Genomic DNA, 19,905 nt, shown 5'->3' with positions numbered 1-19,905 from the left:
CTGGTGCCACAACCCGAAATCTGGCAAATCCTGCAACTGCCAAGATCAGGCACGGGGGCGGCTGGCGATTGGACGCCGGAGCCTGCGTGGCCTTCATCCGTCAGGGCCGATGCGAAGGCCGGCTTGCTGACCGCCGGATCGGGCGTCCCAACGTCTATGTGCCAGGCACGGCGCAAGCGAACCAAACCGTTCGGGCTTGAAGCGCCCGGCCGCTCGCCAATGCGGGATACTGCGCGTCCACGCAGGCGAGATGGACTTCGATGCCCGAGCTGCCGATCACCGAGTTGTTGCAGGCCTGGCAGCGCGACGAGCCCGGGGCGGGCGACGCCTTGGCGCGGCAGGTCTATGAGGTGTTGCGGGCGACCGCCTTGCGCGAGCTGCGGCGCGATGCGCGTGCCGGCTTGCAGGCCACCGAGCTGGTGCATGAAGCCTGGCTGCGGCTGGAACAAGGCCAGCAGGCGTTCCGTTCGCGCACGCATTTCTATGCGGTGGCGGCCTTGCAGATGCGGCACCTGCTGGTGGATCTGGCGCGCCAGCAGGCCAGCGCCAAGAGGCTGGGGCAGGCCGTGACGCTGACAATCAGCCTGTCCGATGGCGCGGCGCGGCCGGAGGCGCTGATGCTGGTGGCCGATGCCTTCGACAAGTTGGCGCAGGTAGACGAGCGCAAGGCCCGCGCGTTCGCGTTGACCGAGCTGGTGGGGTTCAGCGTGGCCGAAGCGGCCGATCAGCTGGAGGTGTCGGTGCCCACGCTGGAGCGCGATCTGCGCTTTGCGCGGGTGTGGCTGGCGGCGCAGCTGTGAGCGTGGCGGCCACTACCTGGCAACGGCTGGAGGCCTTGTTTCACCAGGCCTGCCTGTTGCCGGCCGCAGAGCGCGACGCCTTCGCGCGCGCGCAGGCTGGCGACGAGCCCGTGTTGCGCGACGAGTTGCTGGCGATGCTGGCGGTGGAATCGCAGGCCACCTTGCGCGTGCGCGCACCGCTCAAGCAGGCGGCCGCGGCCTTGCACGCGCCATTGCCGGAACTACCGGCGGGCACGCGCTTCGGCGCGTGGGCGATCGACCGCCTGCTCGGCGCAGGCGGCATGGGCCAGGTGTACCTGGGCCACCGCGCCGACGGTGCCTACGAGCGCGAGGTGGCGATCAAGCTGGTGGCCGCCGACGCGCTGGATGCGCAGGGCCGGGCCCTGTTCGAGTTCGAATGCCGCTTGCTGGCGCAGATGGTGCACCCGGCCATCGCGCAGATCCACGACGTGGGTACCGATGCGCAGGGCCGTCCGTATCTGGTGATGGAGTACCTGCGTGGCGAGCCCATCACCTGGTGGTGCGACGAACATCGGTTGTCGCTGCATGCACGCGTGCTGCTGATGCTGCGGGTGAGCGAGGCGGTGCAGCACGCGCACCAGAAGGGCGTGATCCATCGCGACCTCAAGCCCGGCAACGTGCTGGTGAGCGAGATCGACGGCCGGCCGATGCCGGGCGTGATCGACTTCGGCATCGCCATCGATGCGACCAACCCCGGCATGACGTCCGCGCATGGCCGCGGCACGCCCGGCTACATGAGCCCGGAGCAGGCGCGTGGTGTGCAGGACGTGGATGCGCGCAGCGATATCTATGCGCTGGGCGCGATGTTCTACGAGCTGAGCTGCGGGCTGGCGCCGGTGGCCGGCAGCGACGGCGTGCCGCAGCCGCCCTCGCAACGGGTGGCGGCCGTGCCGGCCGATGCGCGTGCACGCATCTGCGCAGCACGCGCGACCACCCACGCGCAGCTACAGCAGCAGCTGCGCGATGGTCTGGATGCGATCGTGCTGCGTGCCCTGGCGCCGCAACCGGTGTCGCGCTATGCCTCGGTGTCGGCGCTGCTGGACGATCTGCACCGCTGGCTCGACGGCTACCCGCCGCGCGCCTTGCAGGCCCGCCGCTGGGTGCGGCTGCGCAAGTTCATTCAGCGCCATCGCAGCGGCGTGCTGGCCGGCGGCCTGGTGGCGGTTGCCTCGCTCGCCGGCCTCGTCGCCACGCTGTGGTCGTTGCAGCAGGCCGCGCGCGATGCGCAACGCGCGCGCGTCACCGGCGATTTCATGAGTTCGGTGTTGTCCAGCGTGGACCCCGGCGTGGCGCAGGATATGGACAAGACGCTGATGCTGCGAGTGCTGGAGCAGGCCTCGCAGCGCGCCGCGCGCGAGCTGGCCAGCCAGCCGGATGCGCGCACCGATGTGGAGCTCACCCTGGGCCGCACCTTGATTGCACTGACCAAGTACCCGCAGGCGGTGGAGCACCTGCGCACTGCGCAGACGCTGGCGCAGCAGAGCACCGGGGAGGGCAGCATGCCGGCACTGCAGGCGGCCTCCATGCTGGGCCAGGCGCTACGCGGTGCCGGTCGGCGCGAGGACGCCGCGCAGCTGCTGCGCCAGGGCATTGCGCAGGCGCAGCGTGGCGACGCGCAGCAGCAGACCATGGCCAACGATATGCGCGGATGGCTGGCCTGGACGCTGCGCGACCAGGGCCGCATTGCCGAGGCCATGACCGAAAGCCGGCATGCCTACGTGGCGGCGCTGGCCAACCCTGCCACGCGCCCGGGGCAGCGCATCAACGCGGGCAATGTCTACGCCGCCATGCTGGCCGAGGTCGGGCAACTGGCGCCGGCGATCACCCTGCAGCGCGCCCTGCTGCGCGAGCGCATCGCGCTCGACGGGCCCGAGCATCCGTTCACGCTGTCGATGCGCAACAGTCTGTCGATGTATCTGCTGATGCAACGCGACTACGCCGGTGCAGAGGCCGAGCTGGCGCCGCTGCTGCAGGTCAGCCGCAGGCTCTATGGTGACAACGCCATCGACACGCTGATGGTGGAAGGCAACCTGGCCGGCGCATTGCGGCAGCAGGGCAAGGTGGCCGAGGCCGGCCCGCATTACCGGGCGGTGCTGGACCGCGCGCGCGCGGTGCTCGGCGACGACGCGCCCGAGACGATCGCCTTCCGCAGCAACCATGCGTTCTGGTTGCTGGACGCCGGGCAGGCTGCGCAATCGCTGGCAGAACAGCGCGCCACGCTGGCGGCTTCGCTGCGGGTGCTGGGCCGCGTACATCCGCAGACGGCAGAAATTCTGCGCGGCATGTCCGAAGCCGAGCGCACGCTGGGGCAGGCCGCCGCCGCGCGCGACCACGCGCAGCAGGCGGTGCAGATCAGCACCGGGCTCGATCGTGCGGGCTTCGAGCAACGCCCGCCCATCGCAGTGGCCTTGGCCACGCCGGTTCAACCGCAATCGCCCCCGCCCCCGCTCCAGCCCTGAACGCAACGGTGCAGCGCTGGGCCACCAAGGATGGGTGCGCCCTCGCAGCCGATAAAGACGCTGTAGACGACGGCCGTGTGCAACACCCGGCGGCTTCCCTGCTGCAAGGCAGGGTGTCCGTTTGTCGGCTTCCGGCTCACCTCACTGCGAACCAGTGGCAGTGAGGCCCGGCCTGCCTACCGGTCACAGCCCACCGGCATCGGCATGGACATTGCGGGCGCTGGCCTTCATCCAGCTGCAATCTGCCCGCCAACCGCTGCGCGGCCGCTTGGCCATCACTGCTCCACATCCAACACGTCCAAGATCGACGCCGCCAGCTTGCGTGACGGCCCACACCTGGGCGCATCCGCCTGCCATGCCGCGCTCAGCGGCCTGCAATACCCCGCCGACAACCGGCACCGACACCAACTATCGGCCCGGTTCCATCAATCCCGATCCCGACTCCCGAATCACCAGCTATACAGCTGCCAGTACACCTTGTTGACCTTGTCCTTCTCCGCGTCGGTATGCCCGTCGTGGTCGCGGTCGTACAGGAAGTAGGGCGCGCCGCGCGCCGGGGTCACGCGCACCATTTCCAGCTGGCCGTTGACGCGGTATTCGTCCACCTTGTCGCCATTGCCCATGGTCTTGCTGGTGACATCGGCACCGGCCGGGATCCTGTCACCGCCGGCGCCGCCGGAGGTGGTGGCGCAGCCGCCAAGCAGCAGCAACGGCAGCAGCAAAAGACGTGCTCTCTTCATCGTTGTCATCCATTCTAGGTCGCCGGCCAGTATGCGCTGGCACGGTGTGGCGTGGGCGTGCAGCGTAGAATTGGGCCATGAGCAGATTAGTCCTGATCGACGGGTCCAGTTACCTGTACCGCGCGTTCCACGCGCTTCCGCCGCTGACCAATGCCCAGGGCGAGCCCACTGGCGCCTTGTTCGGCGTGGTCAACATGCTGCGCGCCACCTTGAAGGAGCGCCCGGCCTACGTCGCGTTCGTGGTGGATGCGCCGGGCAAGACATTTCGTGATGACTTGTATGCCGACTACAAGGCCAACCGTCCGTCGATGCCCGACGACCTGCGCGCGCAGGTGCAGCCGATGTGCGACATCGTGCATGCGCTGGGTATCGACATCCTGCGCATCGACGGCGTGGAAGCGGACGATGTGATCGGTACGCTGGCGCTGCAGGGCGCGGCCGACGGCTTGAGCGTCACCATCTCCACCGGCGACAAGGACTTTGCCCAGCTGGTGCGCCCGGGCATCGAACTGGTCAACACCATGAGCGGCAGCCGTATGGATTCGGACGAGGCGGTGATCGCCAAGTTCGGCGTGCGGCCCGACCAGATCGTCGATCTGCTCGCGCTGATGGGCGATGCCATCGACAACGTGCCGGGCGTGGACAAGTGCGGCCCCAAGACCGCCGCCAAATGGCTGGCCGAATACGACTCGCTCGATGGCGTCATCGCCAACGCCGACAAGATCAAGGGCAAGATCGGTGACAACCTGCGCGCCGCACTGCCGCGGCTACCGCTCAACCGTGAGCTGGTCACCATCAAGACCGATGTGGTGCTGGCCAGCGGCCCGCGTGCGCTGGACCTGCGTGAGCCCAATGCCGAAGCCTTGGCCGTGCTGTACGCCCGCTACGGTTTCAGCCAGGCCTTACGCGAACTGGGCGGCGCGGCCGCAGCCGGGGCGCAGACCGAAGCGATGGCGGTGGCCCGCACCGAGCCCGGCCGCGCCCGTGGCACCGGGTTCGTGTCCGGCCCGGCCAGTGCGCCGGTGGATCTGGACCCGGCGCTGTCCGCCCCCGGCCAGTACGAGACCATCCTCACCCAGGAACAGCTCGACAGCTGGGTCGCGCGCCTGCGCACGGCCGGGCAGTTTGCCTTCGACACCGAAACCGACAGCCTGGACCCGCTGCAGGCCGACCTGATCGGGCTGAGCGTGGCCGCCGAGCCCGGCCAGGCGGCCTATCTGCCGTTCGGCCACAACTTCCCCGGTGCCCCGGCACAGCTCGACCGCGCCCAGGCGCTGGCCCAGCTGGCACCGCTGCTGACCGACCCTGCCCTGCGCAAGCTCGGCCAGCACGGCAAGTACGACCTGCACGTGATGCGCCGCCACGGTGTCGACCTGGCCGGCTATGCCGACGACACCCTGCTGGAAAGCTTCGTGCTCAATTCCGGCAGCGCCCGCCACGACATGGACAGCCTGGCCAAGCGCTACCTGGGCTACGACACCGTCAAGTACGAAGACGTCTGCGGCAAGGGCGCCAAGCAGATTCCCTTCGCCCATGTCAGCCTGGAAGATGCCACCCGCTACGCTGCCGAAGACGCCGACATCACCCTGCGCCTGCACCAGGTGCTGGGCAAGCGCCTGGCCGCCGAGCCCAGCCTCGAGCGCGTCTATCGCGAGATCGAGATGCCGCTGGTAGGCGTGCTGGCACGCATCGAAGCCAACGGCGTATGCGTGGACGCGACCGAGCTGCGTCGCCAGAGCGCGGACCTGTCCAAGCGCATGCTCGCCGCCCAGCAGAAAGCCACCGAACTGGCCGGGCGCACCTTCAACCTGGATTCGCCCAAGCAGCTGCAGGCGCTGCTGTTCGACGAGCTCAAGCTTCCCGCAGTGGTCAAGACGCCCAAGGGCCAGCCCTCGACGAATGAAGAAGCGCTGGAAGCCATCGCCGACCAGCACGAGCTGCCGCGGGTGATCCTGGAATACCGCGGGCTGACCAAGCTGCGCAGCACCTACACCGACAAGCTGCCGGAGATGATCCACCCGCAGTCCGGGCGCGTGCACACCAGCTATCACCAGGCCGGTGCCGCTACCGGGCGGCTGTCCTCGTCCGACCCCAACCTGCAGAACATCCCGATCCGCACCGAGGACGGCCGCCGCATCCGCCGTGCCTTCGTCGCACCGGCCGGGCGCAAGCTGATCGCCTGCGACTACTCGCAGATCGAGCTGCGCATCATGGCGCACCTGTCCGGCGACCCCGGCCTGGTGGGCGCGTTCGAGTCCGGTGCCGACGTGCACCGCGCCACCGCCGCCGAGGTGTTCGGCCGCACCATCGACACCGTCAGCGGGGATGAGCGCCGCGCCGCCAAGGCGATCAACTTCGGCCTGATGTACGGCATGAGCGCGTTCGGCCTGGCCCGCCAGCTCGGCATCGGCCGCGGCGAGGCGCAGGACTACATCGCGCTGTACTTCAGCCGCTACCCGGGCGTGCGCGACTTCATGGAAACCACGCGCCAGCAGGCGCGCGACAAGGGCTATGTGGAAACCGTGTTCGGCCGCCGGCTGTATCTGGACTTCATCAACGCCGGCAGCCAGGGCCAGCGCGCCGGCGCCGAGCGCGCCGCCATCAACGCGCCGATGCAGGGCACCGCTGCAGACATCATCAAGCGCGCCATGGTCAGCGTGGACGGCTGGATCGCCGACCACGCGCAGCGCGCGCTGATGATCCTGCAGGTGCACGACGAACTGGTGTTCGAGGCAGATGCCGATTTCGTGGACACGCTGCTGCGCGAAGTTACCACGCGCATGGCCGCAGCGGCCGAGCTACGCGTGCCGCTGGTGGTGGATTCGGGTGTTGGCGATAACTGGGACGAGGCGCACTGACGCGCCATAAGACGCTGATATGCTGAACGCACAGACCAGACATAAGCCGGTCAAACATAATGCGAATTCAGCAAGTTTGAGGGAATGAATAACCGCTAAATTCTACATTTTTTTAACAGTTATCTTCACGATCCATCAATGTAGAAAATGGTGTTATATCCCTCGACGGGCGCAACGCCTGTCGGCAGATCTCTCCCATCCCCTGGAGCAGATCTCGGAGCGGAAACTCCTCCCCAAGTTTCCGTTCCCTGGCCCCGCCGACCTCCCCCTGGTCTGCGGGGCTTTTTTATGTCCTCTGCTCAACAGCTCTCTAGCGCATGGCGCATCGCAACACACGAAATGGATTTCGGCGTCTAGGTGCGATCAATTACAAATATAAATAGGCGTGATTAACTCGATTAATCAACACAGTGTTTCATTCTCCCAATTCAGGTTTGCATAAATTAGGATTCTGAATACGCCGCTGAGTGGCGCTTGATTGGGCGATGGCGATAAGGCGCTGACGTCTCTCTCTGTGGATCAGGATGTCAGCGCTTCCGTTAAACGCCGAAGCAGATCAGCTGGCCGCTGACGCCATCAGCCCAGCCAGTCGCGCGGGACCAGATAATCCAGCAGCCGTGCCTCGGCGCTGCCGGGCTCTGCGGTGTAGCCATACTCCCAGCGCACCCGGGGCGGCAGGCTCATCAGGATGCTTTCGGCACGCCCGCCGCTCTGCAGCCCGAACAGAGTGCCGCGATCGTAGACGAGGTTGAATTCCACGTAGCGGCCGCGGCGGTACAGCTGGAATTCGCGCTCGCGCTCGCCGAACGGCTCATCCTTGCGGCGCTGCACGATCGGCATGTAGGCATCCAGGAAGCCGTTGCCGACCGCTTGCTGGTACGCAAAGTCGCGCTCGAAGTCCTGACCCAGATCGTCGAAGAACAACCCGCCGACGCCGCGGGTCTCGTTGCGGTGGCGCAGGAAGAAGTATTCGTCGCACCAGCGCTTGTGCGCGGCATAGCGCTCCTCGCCGAAGGGGGCGCACAGCGCCTGGGCGACGCGGTGCCAGTGCTGCACGTCTTCGTCCACCGGGTAGAACGGGGTCAGGTCGAAGCCGCCGCCAAACCAGGCGGCGACCACCTCACCATCGCGTTCGGCGCGGAAATAGCGGACGTTGGCATGCGTGGTGGGCACATGCGGGTTGTGCGGATGAAACACCAGCGACACGCCGCAGGCGCGCCAGGTGGCGCCGGCCAGTTCGGGGCGGTGCGCACTGGCCGAGGGCGGCAGGCGGGTACCCGAAACGTCGGAAAAGCCGATGCCGGCCTGCTCGAACACCGCGCCATCGCGCAGGATGCGGGTACGCCCGCCGCCGCCTTCCTCGCGTTGCCAGAGATCTTCGGAGAACCGCGCTCGCCCATCGGCTGCTTCCACAGCAGCGCAGATACGGTCCTGCAGGTCGGTCAGATAATCGCGTACACGGTCGAATTCGTTCATGACGCAATTCTAAGCGGTGCATCGCGGCCGGTGCGCGCACCCGAACGCGCCAGTTTGTCGCAGGGCGATGTGGAGAGTGGATGCCCGGCGGAAGAGGGAAGAGCGGAAGAGCAACTGATCTGCAGGTTGGCTGCAAGGCCCTTGCCCGCCCACCATCGCGTGACACGCTGCAAGTACGTCCATGTAGCTCCGTGGCGGCATCCATGCCGCCAAGGGTCCCGCGACGGTGGGCGGGCAAGGACCAGTGGAGATGGTCGGTCCGCATGGATCTCAACCAGCGACTAGCAAGCTGGCGGCGCGGTGCCTTTGCTCTTCAACAAAACCACCAGCCAACTGTCTGGTGCGGTGTCCTCGCCGATTGCGGGACCGTTGGCGGCATGGATGCCGCCACCGAGCCCCCATGGAGGGGTTGACGGCGTGTCCCGCGAGCGGTGAGGGCACCGCGCGCTCGACCAGGCTTGAAGCTTGAAGATCGCCAAGCGCTCGCGATACGCGCGATGCAGTCGTCGCTACCTGATGGCTCAATACTGGCAAATCAGGCGGAGAGCGGATCATCAGCGCCTTCGCTGCAGGGCCCGGTCTGCTCCAAGCGCGAGACGCCGGATGTCGAAGACGGCATGCCCTGGCCGTGGCCGGCAGGAAATTCGCGGCTGGTGACCGACGCGCTGCTGCAGCCACTACGCCTGGGCAAACTCCGCGCGCACGGCTGGCGTGCACAGCCGCCATGCCAATGCTGCGTGTACCCAGCCGATTGCCACGACGCCCAGGCCGGTGAGGATGAACGCCATCTGCCGGGTTGCCTGCAAACGTGCTTGCATCTGTGGCCATTCCGGGCTCTGCAGTACATCGGCGGGAAGTAACGTCTGCACGCCGTCGAACAACGGTCCGATCAACGCCAGCCCGCCGAAACTGAGCAGACCGGTCATCACGAGCACCACCACGAAACCGACTCTTGCCCATTCGCGCCGCTGTAGCAGCGCCCAGCTCAACCACGCGAAGGTGGCCGACAGCACCACGCCAGCGACAGACAATGACAGCGCATGGTCGATCAGCCATTGCCAGGAGTGTGGCAGGGTGATGCCTTCGGGCAGTCCCAGCGATGCTGCATCCGGCGTCAGCGCGATCAGCACGATCTGCAACAGGTTGGCCAGCGCACTCACCACGCCCAGCAACAATGACACCCATGCCAGCGGCGAGACGAATCCGCCGTGCGGCTGCGGTGCTGCGCGCCCTGTCGCGTTCATTGCAGGGAGGCGATATGCGCGGCGACCGCGGCCTGCCCCGGCGGGTCCAGCGCAGGCTGCAGCTGTGCGTACCAGCCGGGCAGGGCATCGGCCGGCAGGCACTGGCGCAGCAGCGGGGTGCTGCGCTCGAGAAAGGCCTCCAGGAACGGCAGGCCACGCACATACAGGAAATGACTGTCGGTGATCGACATCCCGGCATAGGCTTCGCGCAGCCACTCCAGGTGCGGCAAGGCATGTGCACCGTGGCCGGCGCGGGTCAGTGCGGTCAGGAAGCTGGTGCGTGCGGTGGCAGGCGAGGTCGATCGCTCCTGCGCGTTGAGATCGTCGAAGGTCAGCAGCCACTGTTCGCCGCGTTCGATCTCGTTGCACATCACCGCCGTGGTGGCCAGCTGCAGCGCGTTGTGTGCGGTGGGCTCCAGCTCATACAGGGCCAGCCAGTGCGGGTAGGCCTCGCGGTAGCGGTCCAGCGCGCTCAACGACAGAGCGCACAGGCGCTGCGCGTCCGCACCCAGGTGCAGCTGCGCCTGCGCAGCGTTGTAGGCGCCGACGTGGTCGCCGCGCTGAAACGCAGTCAATGCCGGCTGCAATGCGGGGTCGATCTCGGCCGCCGCCTCCGATGCGTGTTCGGCAGCGACGGGCACTGCGGCTGGTTCTGTGCGCGGCGTCTTTGCCGCAGCGGTCTTGCGTCCAAACAAACGGTCCCACAGGCCCATCGTTTCTACCTTCCCTGCGCCAATGGTGAGTGGAAGCGCCGCCATGCCGGCGGCGCACCGGTCATTCGGCGGACCAGTAACGCGGCGCAGGCGATGCGCCAGCGCGTTACCTATCCTGCGCCAAGCTTAGAGCCACTTGTGTAGCGACAGGTGAGTGCGAAGCAACCGAGCCGCGCACGTGGGGTTGCGTGCGCATTGCGGCCGGGAGTGTGCAGCCGCGGCGGCCGATAGTGGGACGGGGAAAAGTTTGCACACGTGGCCAAGGCGGTTCGTCGCTGCCCCGCGCCCGGAGCACTGAGAGCGCTTCGGAGCGACAAGCCCAAGTGCGTAGAGAGGCATCAGCGTGGCATCTGCCGACTTTATGCAAACCCGCCATACCCAGGTCTCGACGTCGGGGCTGGTGCTGCCAGCTGCCGTCAGGGGCCGCATAAGCGCTGGCGGTCAAGGCAGAAGATGGAGTCACCTTCTGCCCCCAACACGCGCAAACGAGTTCTACGCGCGCGGTCAATATCCATTTCAAGACAGCACGCGCAGTTGTCAGCCGTTTACGGCTTCACCTGCTCGTTGAACAGCTTGAGGATGCGCTTGTACTCGTCCAGCCATGCATCGGCGCGGGTGAACCCGTGACGTTCCAGCGGGTACGGCGCCACCTGCCAGTTGTCCTTGTGTAGTTCGATCAGCTTTTGCGTCATGTCCACCGAGTCCTTGAAGAACACGTTGTCGTCGATCATGCCGTGGGCGATCAGCAGATGGTCGCGCAGGCCGTCGGCGTAGTTGATCGGCGAGGAGGTCTTGTACGCCTCCGGGTCGAGCTCGGGCGTGTTGAGGATGTTGGAGGTGTACTCGTGGTTGTACTGCATCCAGTCGCCCACCGGCCGCAGTGCCGCACCGGCCTTGAACGTGCCCGGGCTGCGGAACAACGCCATATAGGTCATGAAGCCGCCGTACGAACCACCATAGATGCCGGCGCGTGCGCGATCGCCCTGTTTGGTGGCCACCAGCCAGTCCAGGCCGTCCAGATAGTCTTCCAGTTCCGGGTGGCCCATGTTGCGATAGATCGCGGTGCGCCAGGCGCGGCCGTAGCCTTCGGAGGCGCGGTAGTCCAGATCCAGCACGATGTAGCCCTGCTGCACCAGCAGGTTGTGGAACATCTGCTCGCGGAAATACGGCGTGTAGCGCTCGGACACGTTCTGCAGATAGCCGGCGCCATGCACGAACATCACGATCGGATACTGCCTGCCCGGCTCGGGATTTTTCGGCCCGTAATATTTGCCCCAAACCGTGCCGGCGCCATGCTTGGACGGCACCTGCACGTACTGCGGTGCGATCCACGGCTGCGCCTTGAATGCGGGCGTGCGCGTGTCGGTGAGCACGGTGGCCTGGCCGCCGGTGGCCGGTACCACGGCCAGCTGCGTGGGCAGGTAACTGCCGGAGTAGCGCACCAGCAGCTGCTGCCCGTTCGGCGACAGGCTGAAGCCTTCCACGCCGTTCAACGCCGTGACTTCGGTGAGCTGGTCGCTGCGCAGGTCCAGCTTGCACACCTCGTAGTCGCCCGGCCATTTCTGGTTGCACAGAAAGTACATGCCATTGCCGTCGGCGCTGGGCACCGGCATCGACACTTCCCATTTGCCGCGTGTGCGCTGACGCGGTTTGCCATTGCCTTCCACCGTGTACAGCTGCGAATAGCCCGATTCTTCCGACAGCAGCCACAGCGTGCGGTTGTCGGGCAGCCAGCCGAAATCGTTGAAGTCCCAGTTGATCCAGGCGCCATCGCTCAGGCGGTGACGCGGCTGCAGCCTGGCGTTGTCCAGGTCCACACTGGCGATCCAGCGGTCCTTGTTGTCCACCGCGCGGATTTCCACCGCCACGTTGCGGCCGTCGTCGCTCCAGTGCACGGCAGGGCCGCGACCGTCGCCATCGCTTTCCACCCGCACGGCGCGGTTGCCCTTGAGCGCATCGCGCTTGGCGGCCTTGCGCAGCGCGGCGAGCGGGTCGGTGGCAATGCCGGGCAATGCATCGAAGGACAGCTGCCGTGCGCTGCCTGCTGCCACATCGACCAGCCACAGCGTGTGCGCGGCCGGGGCGTTGCGGCCCACCCGGGTGCGCGCTTCCTGGAATTCCTCGTAGCCGGATTCGGTCACGTACTTGGGCATCTTGCCGGCCTGGCCTTCGTCGGCGCTTTTGGCCTGCGTCACCACCAGCAGGTGCCGGCCATCCGGCGACAGGGCGCTGTCCACGATCTCGACCTCATCGCCCAGGTACACCGGCGCCGCCGCACGGGTGGCGTCTGCACGGCGCCAGGCATCTTCCTGGGTACGCAAGGCGTCGCGCTGCTCGCGGTCACGACGCAGCGTGGCGAGCGTGGCCAGTTGCTGTTCCCGCAGCACATCGGCCTTGGGCGCGGCGTTGGGGTCGCGCTCGGCCTTGACCACGGCGACCTGTGCGGTGCCGCCGTCGGCACGCCAGTGGTACCAGTTGTTGCCCGCGCGCCAGATCGCGCCGCCATCGCTGGCGAACTGCGGACGCGATTCGAGCTCGTTGCTGCGGGTCAGCTGCGTCAATGCGCCCGAGCGCAGGTCACGCAGAAAGATGTCGCCATTGCGTGCGAACAGCATGCGCTGACGGGTTGCGTCGTAACTGGGGTTGGCCGCATCCAGGCCGGCGCGGGCGGTGTCGGCCACACGTTCGGCAGTGCCGCCGCCGGTGCTCTGGCGATAGGTGTCGCGCACCGGGCTACCGTCGCGCTTGAGCAGGTACTGCACCTGTTTGCCGTCCCATTGCCACCAGGCCTGATCGACCGACGGCCCGATCCAGTCCGGGTCGGCCATGACCTGTTCGATGGTGAGCGGTGCGGCGGACTGCGCATGTGCGGTGGCGGCCAGCAGCAGGAGGGTCAACGGCAACAGTCTGGGCATCGGTAACAACGGGCGCAACGGAAGAGCAGGCAAGCCTAGCAGTTTGCCTCTGCGGCACGCTTGGGCCACAGGTCATGCGTGGGCGGTGCCACGCCGCGGTCTGGGATGACGAGCGGGACTGTTGCGCGGCGGCAGACGGCGATGATCGACGCGGTGATGGTGGGCAGTGCAATGCGATGCCACGACGTCGCTGTGTGCCTGTCGATTGCGGTACCGGGATCGGGCTAGACGCTTCAGTCTGCCGGGCGCGCGTGCTTGCCTGTGCGGACCTGCGGCACTGCGCTTGATCGAGGCTGTGCGGCGTCGCGTTGGCGCTGCGGCCGGCTGGCGCGGCGGTTGCGTTCGAGCACTGCACGCGCGTTTGCGCGTAAACCGGCGCGGCCATGCACGACGCTGGTGTCCAGCGGCAGAAAGCGGCGTGCGCGTGTCGCGCAGCGATGCCTGTTCGCGCCGATCGCGTTGCAGCAGCGATGGCTCGGTGCACGGGTAACCGATGCAAAACGGCCGCTGGCGGTCGGGTCAATGCGCGTGGCCAGTGCTTCAGGCGGCGGCCGTCAGGTGAGCGGGTGGTCGGTAAAGATGCCCCATCGGATGCGCCGACCGGCACCGCACTTCCGTGAGGTGCGGCGTCGCTGGTTGCAGGCAGCGCGCATCCCAGCGGTAGCCCCGGTTGTCGTCCTGAGCCTTGCCGGCAGCACGCATCTGGCAGCTGTTCGGCCGCGTCCCACTGCCGGAAACCTCCCGACTTGCCAGCAGCCCGGGTGGCCCCCAAGCTAGCGCGCTTTTGCGATTGTCGGTGCACATGTCCAGCCTGCCTGCTTCTGCCGTTTTTCACCCGATGGCCGTCGGCGCGCCTGACCGGCCGCTGGCGTGGCGCGCGGGGCAGTCGGTCGACCTGGAGACGTTCATCGCGCACGTGCACGGCCTGGCGCAGCAGCTGCCCGACGGCCAGCACGCGGTAAACCTGTGCGAAGACCGGTACCGCTTCATGGTCGCGTTCTACGCCTGCGCGCTGCGTGGGCAGGTGTCGCTGCTGCCATCCTCGCGCGCGCCGGCCGTGGTCGGCGAAGTGCAGGCCCGTCACGCCGATGCGTACTGTCTGGGCGATCTGGCGCTGGAGCTGGCGCCGCCGCGGTATTGGCAGCTGCCGGCCGAGCTGCCGCAGGCCGATGGCGCGGTGCCGCAGCTGGCTGACGACGCCCTGGTGGCGATCGGCTTCACCTCCGGCAGCACCGGCAGCCCGCAGCCCAATCCCAAGACCTGGGGCAGCTTCCTGACCAGTACGCGGCAGGATCTGGTTGCCCTGCAAAGCCTGTGGGCCGGGACCGACGCGGTGCCGCACGTGGTGGCCACGGTGCCGCCGCAACACATGTACGGCATGGAGCTGTCGGTGCTGCTGCCGATGGTGACCGAGCTGGCGGTGCATGCCGGCCGGCCGTTCTTCCCCGACGATGTGGCGCGCGCGCTTTCAGAGATTCCCGCGCCGCGCGTGCTGGTGACCACGCCAGTGCACCTGCGTGCATTGGTGGAATCGGGCGTGGCGCTGCCACCGCTGGCGGGCATCGTGTCGGCCACCGCGCCACTGACCCAGGACATTGCCGCCGCCGCCGAGGCGCGCTTTGGCGGAGAAGTCCGCGAGATGTTCGGCTCCACCGAAACCTGCGTGTTCGCCGTGCGCCGCACCGCCCTGGAAGCGGCATGGACACCGCTGCCCGGCGTGCGTCTTCAGGCCCAGGCCGCGGGTACCCTGGTGCATGCACCGCATCTGGCCACCCCGGTGATGCTGGCCGACATGATGGACGTGGCCAGTGATGGCACCTTTCAGGTGCGCGGGCGCCAGGCCGACTTGCTGGAGATTGCCGGCAAACGCGCCTCGCTGGCCGATCTCACCCGCCGCCTGCTCGCCATCCCCGGCGTGGTCGACGGCACCATCGTGCAACTCGCCGCCGAACCCGGCCAGGCGGTGGGCCGCATCGCCGCGCTGGTGGTGGCGCCGAGCCTGGACGAAGCCCAGATCCTGGCCGCATTGCGCGTCAGCGTCGACCCGGTGTTCCTGCCGCGCCGCCTGCGCAAGCTCGCCGCCCTGCCACGCAACGAGACCGGCAAACTGCCGCGCGATACCGTGCTGGGCTTGCTCAACGGCTGAGCGTTGCAGACGCGCGCGTGCAGCCGGCAAACGCTGCCTGTCGCTCATCCTTGGCAGTCGGGCGCCGTAGACGGGATCTGCGGCGGGCGTGGTTTACCTACCCGTGTACCCCATCGATCTCCACCGCCAGCTCGTCGCGGCAGATCACCGCGTGCAGCAGCAGGCGCGGGACCGCATTGCCGAAGCGTGCGTCCAGGGCCTGGGCGACCTTGGGCAGATCGTCCTGCTCGCGCACATAGACCTTCAGGCGGGTGCCGGCGCCGAACTGCGCGGGCAACGCGGGCGCGTGCTGACGCGCGGCGCCGAGCAGGGCATCGAAATTGGCAAAGGTCTCTTCCAGCTGCGCCAGCAATTGGCCGGTATGCATCGAGGCATGGCCGACCACCGCCGCGGTGCCTGACAGCAGCAGGGGCATGTCGCTGCCGGGTGGCGGCAGCATGGCGCGCGCGAAGCTCGGCGGCTGCGGGCCGTACTGGCGCGGGTAGTGGTAGGCGCTGACCTGGCGCGGATTCTCCAGCGGCGTGCCGGCGTCAGCGGCGGCCAGCCAATAGATCTGGATGATGCGCTCGGCATCGCAGCGGCCCACCGCCGTGGCAGCGGGCAATTGCGCGGTGTCGAACGCTCCCAGCCCCCGCGCGCGGCCCACGCAGAACTGGCGATAGCGCTCGCGGTCGCCACTGCCAAGCGTGATCGCATCCAGGTAGTTCCAGATGCGCAGCAGGCGCGGTGTCGCGCTGCCGCTGACGAACGCGGTCATTTCCGCATACGCCTTGGCGGCGGCCTCTTCGATATCGACCTCCTGCTCGTCGATCTCGATCACGCCGAACTGCAGATGCCCATCGCTGGACCAGGCGATGTTGCCGTTACGGCCACTGCGCACCGGCGCATCGGTCCGCCACACTTCCAGCACGTCGGCCCGGTACGGCTGCAGCGGCACGCGCAGATAGCGCGGGTCGTCCAGGCCAGGCGCCGCGTTGCCGAATCCGAACACCGCCAGCACCTGCGGGTCGGCCAGCAATGCACTCGGGTCGGTCTGGTCGACATAATCGACCTGCAGGCGGGGGGGGCGCAGCGGCTGCGCGGTCTGGGCCGGGGAAGCGGTCATTGAGGGTCTCGTTGCAAGGTGTCGCCGTCGAAACCGAGCTTGGCCTGGCGCCGACGCAGGCGCCACGAGTGCCAGGCGCGCGGCATCATCGACAGTGTGGTGAGCGCATAAATGGCGCGGAACGCACGCAGGCGCAAGCGGACCTTGGGGCTGTCGAACACGTCGCCGGCCAGCATCGCCACCACCGCCTGTTCCAGCTGCCAGGTGTTCTGCGGCTGCGCGAACAGCGCGCGCATCGTCGGCGAGGTGAAGCGGTAGATGAACCATTTGAATTCGTCGATGCCGCGGTCCAGTTCACGCTGCAGCCTGCGCTGCAGCTTGGCCTCCTGCTGCGGCGCGCGCAGTGCGGCATCCACCATCGCCGCGCCGCGTTCGGCGCTGTGCATGGCCAGGAAGACGCCGGAGGAAAACATCGGGTCGACGAAGGTATAGGCATCGCCCAGCATCAGCCAGCGCGGCCCGGCCATGCGCGTGCATTCGTAGGCGTAGTTGCCGGTGGCATGCACCGGCGCCACCCGCTGCGCACCGGCCATGCGTGCGGCAACTTCGGGGTTGAGCGCCAGCGTGCGCATCAGAAACCCTTCGCTGTCGCCCTGACGGGTCTTCATGTACTCCGGATAGCAGACCGCGCCCACGCTCATGATGTCGTCGGGCAGCGGAATCAGCCACATCCAGCCGTGCGCGTGCCGATAGATGCTGATGTTGCCGGCATCCTCGCCCGGCCGCCGGGCGACGCCGCGGAAATGGCTGAACAGCGCTGCGGATTGATGTTTGGCATTGGCGCGCTTGAGCTTGAGCCGGTTGCCCAGGAAGGTGTCGCGGCCGCTGGCATCGAGCAGGTAACGCGGGCGGAACTGCAGGCGCTGGCCGTCGGCGCTGCGTGCCTGCAGCACCGGTTGTTCGCCGTCCAGGTTCACCTGTTCGACGAGGACCTGCTCACGCGCATCCACGCCCACCGCGCGTGCGCGGTTGAACAGGACCTGGTCGAACTGCGCGCGCGGGACCTGGAAGGCGAAGTCGGCCTTGGCATCGAGCGCGTGCGAAAACCGAAACGTGTTGTAGCCGCCGGCGTCGTTGGGGAAATCCGCGCCGCGCTTGAGCACGCCGATCTGGCGCACCTGTTCCAGCACGCCCAGCCGTTCGAGGATCGGCATGTTCATCGGCAGCAGCGATTCGCCGATATGAAAGCGCGGATGCTGCGCCTTTTCGAGCAAGGTCACCGCCCAGCCGAGCTCGGCCAGTACGATCGCTGCCGCACAGCCGGCCGGTCCGCCGCCAACGATCAGGACATCCGGACACTCCGGTCCGGGGGCCGGCCCGGCTGCCGGCATGGCGGTCGGGGTGGGGCGAACAACAGTGGAAGTCATCCTGGAACGAACCTGCAGCGGGCGAGCGTCAAGCAGTCATGATAGCCTGACCGGCGGCCCGGACACTGATGCGGGCCCATGCTGCACCCACTCAGGACCATGCAAGGACAGCGCGATCGCCGGATGCGACGCGGGCCGGGCGCTCGGAATCGACAGGTACGACCACGTACACTGACGAGGCGATGCGCCGCCCGCCCCGCCGATGGCCGCGCGCCGTCGCCTGCCTGCGCCGACTTTTGCCCGACCCTCACCCTGGAACTTCTGGATGTCCTCGCAAACCGCTGCCGAACGTGAACTGGCCGAACTCCTGGTCGAAAGCCTGAACCTGGAAGACGTCCAACCCGCCGACATCGATCCGGAGGCGCCGTTGTTCAATACCGGGCTGGGGCTGGATTCGATCGATGCGCTGGAACTGGCGCTGGCGATCAGCAAGCGCTACGGCTTCCAGCTGCGCTCGGACAACGACGAGAACCGTCGCATCTTCGCGTCGCTGCGCGCATTGTCGGCGCATGTCGAAGCCAACAAGACCGTCTGAGCTAGCGCCCGGCGACGCCCCGCCGTGGGTGCTCGGGCTGGGCGTGTTGCTGGCGGTGGCGTACTCGCCGCTGGCGCACTGGGCCAACGCCACCCACCGCCCTGAGCTGGCCGTCATTGCCGGTGGTTTGCTGGTGCTGATGGTGTTGATCGAACCGATGGTGGCGCGCCGGGCCTGGGCCTGGGCGCTGGCGGTGCTGACGTTGCTGGCCCTGAGCGCACTGTGGCACTCGCCGTATGCGATGTTGCTGCTGGCCGCGCCGCCGGTGGTGTTCACCGGCTGGATCGCCTGGTTCTTCGGCCGCAGCCTGCGCCGTGGGCGCACGCCCTTGATCACGCGCATTGTCGAAGGGCTGTATCGCCAGGCCGGCATGCCGATCACGCCCGAGCAATACCGCTACACGCGCCGCCTTACGCTGGCCTGGGCGCTGCTGCTGTGCGCGCTGACCCTGGTCAACCTGGTGCTGGGCCTGTGCGCCGAGCCCAGTGGCGTGCTGGCGCAGCTGGGCTACGCCTCGCCGCTGCCGATCAGCGATGCGCGCGCCTCGCTGTTCGCCAATCTGCTCGCCTACGGCGTGGTTGGCGGGTTCTTCGTTGGGGAATATCTATTGCGTGGCCGCTGGTTTCCACAGCGTCCCTATCGTAATCTGCCAGACTTCTTGCGCCAGATGGCGCGGCTCGGGCCGGACTTCTGGCGCGATCTGCTGCGCTGAGTGCGTGGCCAGGGGCAGCGACGTACGTGCATATTTTCGGGGACAAGACAAAGATGCCGTTGGCAAGGATGCCGTCGCGCCTGGCGTGGGCCGTGTTCAACCTGTTGCAACTGGCCTTTACGCTGACGTTTACCGCTGGCGGCATCGTCTATGCCCTGGTGCTGCTGGCGATCACGCGCGACGCCGACCGCCTGCTGCGCATGGGCGCCTGGATGTGGGCGCCGGTGCTGTTCCGCGGCGCGGGCGCCACCGTCATCGTTGAAGGGCGCGAGCAGGTCGATTGGTCCAAGAACTATCTGTTCGTCAGCAACCACCAGTCGATCATCGACATCTGCGCGCTGTTCTACGCGCTGCCGGTGCCGCTGCGCTTCTTGCTCAAGGAAGAAATGCTCAAGGTGCCGTTCGTGAACTGGTACGCACGCGCCACCGGCATGCTGTTTCTGGACCGCGACAGCCGCCGGGCCGGCGCGCTGGTGCGCCGTCAGGCCGCCGCGCTGCTGCGCGAGGGCAAACAGTTGTGTCTGTTTCCGGAAGGCACGCGCAGCCGCAGCGGCGCACTATTGCCATTCAAGGCCGGGCTACTGCAGGCCGCTATCGATGCTGGCGTGCAGGTGGTTCCGGTGGCGCTGGACGGCTGCGGCAAGGTATTGCCGGTCGATGGTCTGTTCAGGGTGCGCCCCGGCATCATTCGCGTACGGATCGGTGCGCCGATCGCAGTGACCGGGCCGGATGCGCCGGACCGCCAACAATTGACCGAGCAGGCACACAAGGCCGTGGCTGCAATGCTTCAACCCAGGATCTGAGTTCTGCGCTT

The 19,905-nt window shown here is 67.5% G+C and carries 14 protein-coding genes; 7 read left to right on the top strand and 7 right to left on the bottom strand.

The annotated features are described in order from the left end of the window. The first annotated feature begins 260 nt into the window (after positions 1-260). Positions 261-800: an ECF-type sigma factor EcfK gene (gene ecfK / locus ACCQ10_RS19695; protein WP_047697913.1), complete on the top strand. Its 540-nt coding sequence runs from the start codon at positions 261-263 to the stop codon at positions 798-800. Next, positions 779-3,280 carry a serine/threonine-protein kinase gene (locus ACCQ10_RS19690; protein WP_372361655.1) on the top strand — a complete coding sequence of 834 codons (2,502 nt, stop codon included), beginning with the start codon at positions 779-781 and terminating at the stop codon, positions 3,278-3,280. Before ecfK ends, ACCQ10_RS19690 begins: the two co-directional genes overlap by 22 nt. A gap of 449 nt (positions 3,281-3,729) precedes the next feature. Here ACCQ10_RS19690 and ACCQ10_RS19685 read toward each other — a convergent pair whose 3' ends face one another. Continuing rightward, positions 3,730-4,020 carry a DUF2782 domain-containing protein gene (locus tag ACCQ10_RS19685; protein ID WP_104581477.1) on the bottom strand — a complete coding sequence of 97 codons (291 nt, stop codon included), beginning with the start codon at positions 4,018-4,020 and terminating at the stop codon, positions 3,730-3,732. A gap of 77 nt (positions 4,021-4,097) precedes the next feature. On the opposite strand from ACCQ10_RS19685, the gene polA reads away from it, so the two are divergent. Further along, positions 4,098-6,878, top strand: a complete 2,781-nt coding sequence (polA, locus tag ACCQ10_RS19680; protein ID WP_372361654.1) for a DNA polymerase I — start codon at positions 4,098-4,100, stop codon at positions 6,876-6,878. 576 nt (positions 6,879-7,454) lie between these two features. On the opposite strand, the gene hemF is transcribed toward polA, so the two are convergent. From hemF to ACCQ10_RS19660, 4 genes are all read right to left on the bottom strand, one after another. After that, positions 7,455-8,354, bottom strand: coding sequence for an oxygen-dependent coproporphyrinogen oxidase (hemF, locus tag ACCQ10_RS19675; protein ID WP_039404874.1), 900 nt, complete (start codon positions 8,352-8,354; stop codon positions 7,455-7,457). A gap of 677 nt (positions 8,355-9,031) precedes the next feature. Beyond that, positions 9,032-9,598 (bottom strand): hypothetical protein, encoded by a 567-nt coding sequence (locus ACCQ10_RS19670; protein ID WP_372361653.1) that lies wholly within the window; start codon positions 9,596-9,598, stop codon positions 9,032-9,034. Next, a complete protein-coding gene (locus ACCQ10_RS19665) occupies positions 9,595-10,311 on the bottom strand; it encodes an SH3 domain-containing protein (protein ID WP_372361652.1) in 717 nt (238 codons plus the stop codon). Before ACCQ10_RS19665 ends, ACCQ10_RS19670 begins: the two co-directional genes overlap by 4 nt. A gap of 545 nt (positions 10,312-10,856) precedes the next feature. Then, entirely contained in the window at positions 10,857-13,217 is a 2,361-nt protein-coding gene (locus tag ACCQ10_RS19660) for a S9 family peptidase (RefSeq protein ID WP_372363178.1), read from the bottom strand. A gap of 811 nt (positions 13,218-14,028) precedes the next feature. Between ACCQ10_RS19660 and ACCQ10_RS19655 the strand changes: the two genes are divergently transcribed. Further along, positions 14,029-15,372, top strand: coding sequence for an AMP-binding protein (locus tag ACCQ10_RS19655; RefSeq protein WP_372361651.1), 1,344 nt, complete (start codon positions 14,029-14,031; stop codon positions 15,370-15,372). A gap of 97 nt (positions 15,373-15,469) precedes the next feature. Here the strand turns inward: ACCQ10_RS19655 and ACCQ10_RS19650 are convergent, their stop codons facing one another. Both ACCQ10_RS19650 and ACCQ10_RS19645 read right to left on the bottom strand, forming a co-directional pair. Next, positions 15,470-16,477, bottom strand: coding sequence for a chorismate transformation FkbO/Hyg5 family protein (locus ACCQ10_RS19650; protein WP_372361650.1), 1,008 nt, complete (start codon positions 16,475-16,477; stop codon positions 15,470-15,472). Then, the gene (locus tag ACCQ10_RS19645) at positions 16,474-17,808 is read right to left on the bottom strand and encodes an NAD(P)/FAD-dependent oxidoreductase (RefSeq protein ID WP_372363177.1); all 1,335 of its coding nucleotides are present in this window, start codon (positions 17,806-17,808) and stop codon (positions 16,474-16,476) included. The genes ACCQ10_RS19650 and ACCQ10_RS19645 overlap by 4 nt, the downstream gene beginning before the upstream one ends. A gap of 301 nt (positions 17,809-18,109) precedes the next feature. Here ACCQ10_RS19645 and xanC point away from each other — a divergent pair, with 301 nt between their 5' ends. Genes xanC through ACCQ10_RS19630 form a run of 3 tightly spaced genes read left to right on the top strand, consistent with a single transcriptional unit; the run spans position 18,110 to position 19,894 of the window. After that, entirely contained in the window at positions 18,110-18,379 is a 270-nt protein-coding gene (xanC, locus tag ACCQ10_RS19640) for a xanthomonadin biosynthesis acyl carrier protein XanC (protein WP_011260626.1), read from the top strand. Between the two features lie 28 nt (positions 18,380-18,407). After that, positions 18,408-19,091 (top strand): COG4648 family protein, encoded by a 684-nt coding sequence (locus ACCQ10_RS19635; protein ID WP_179456880.1) that lies wholly within the window; start codon positions 18,408-18,410, stop codon positions 19,089-19,091. 53 nt (positions 19,092-19,144) lie between these two features. Next, the gene (locus ACCQ10_RS19630; protein WP_184441401.1) at positions 19,145-19,894 is read left to right on the top strand and encodes a lysophospholipid acyltransferase family protein; all 750 of its coding nucleotides are present in this window, start codon (positions 19,145-19,147) and stop codon (positions 19,892-19,894) included. The last annotated feature ends 11 nt before the right edge of the window (positions 19,895-19,905 follow it).

It is taken from the genome of Xanthomonas sp. NCPPB 1325 (assembly GCF_041477645.2).
Taxonomy (GTDB): Bacteria; Pseudomonadota; Gammaproteobacteria; order Xanthomonadales; family Xanthomonadaceae; genus Xanthomonas; species Xanthomonas cannabis.
This window is presented reverse-complemented; position numbering and strand designations above follow the sequence as displayed.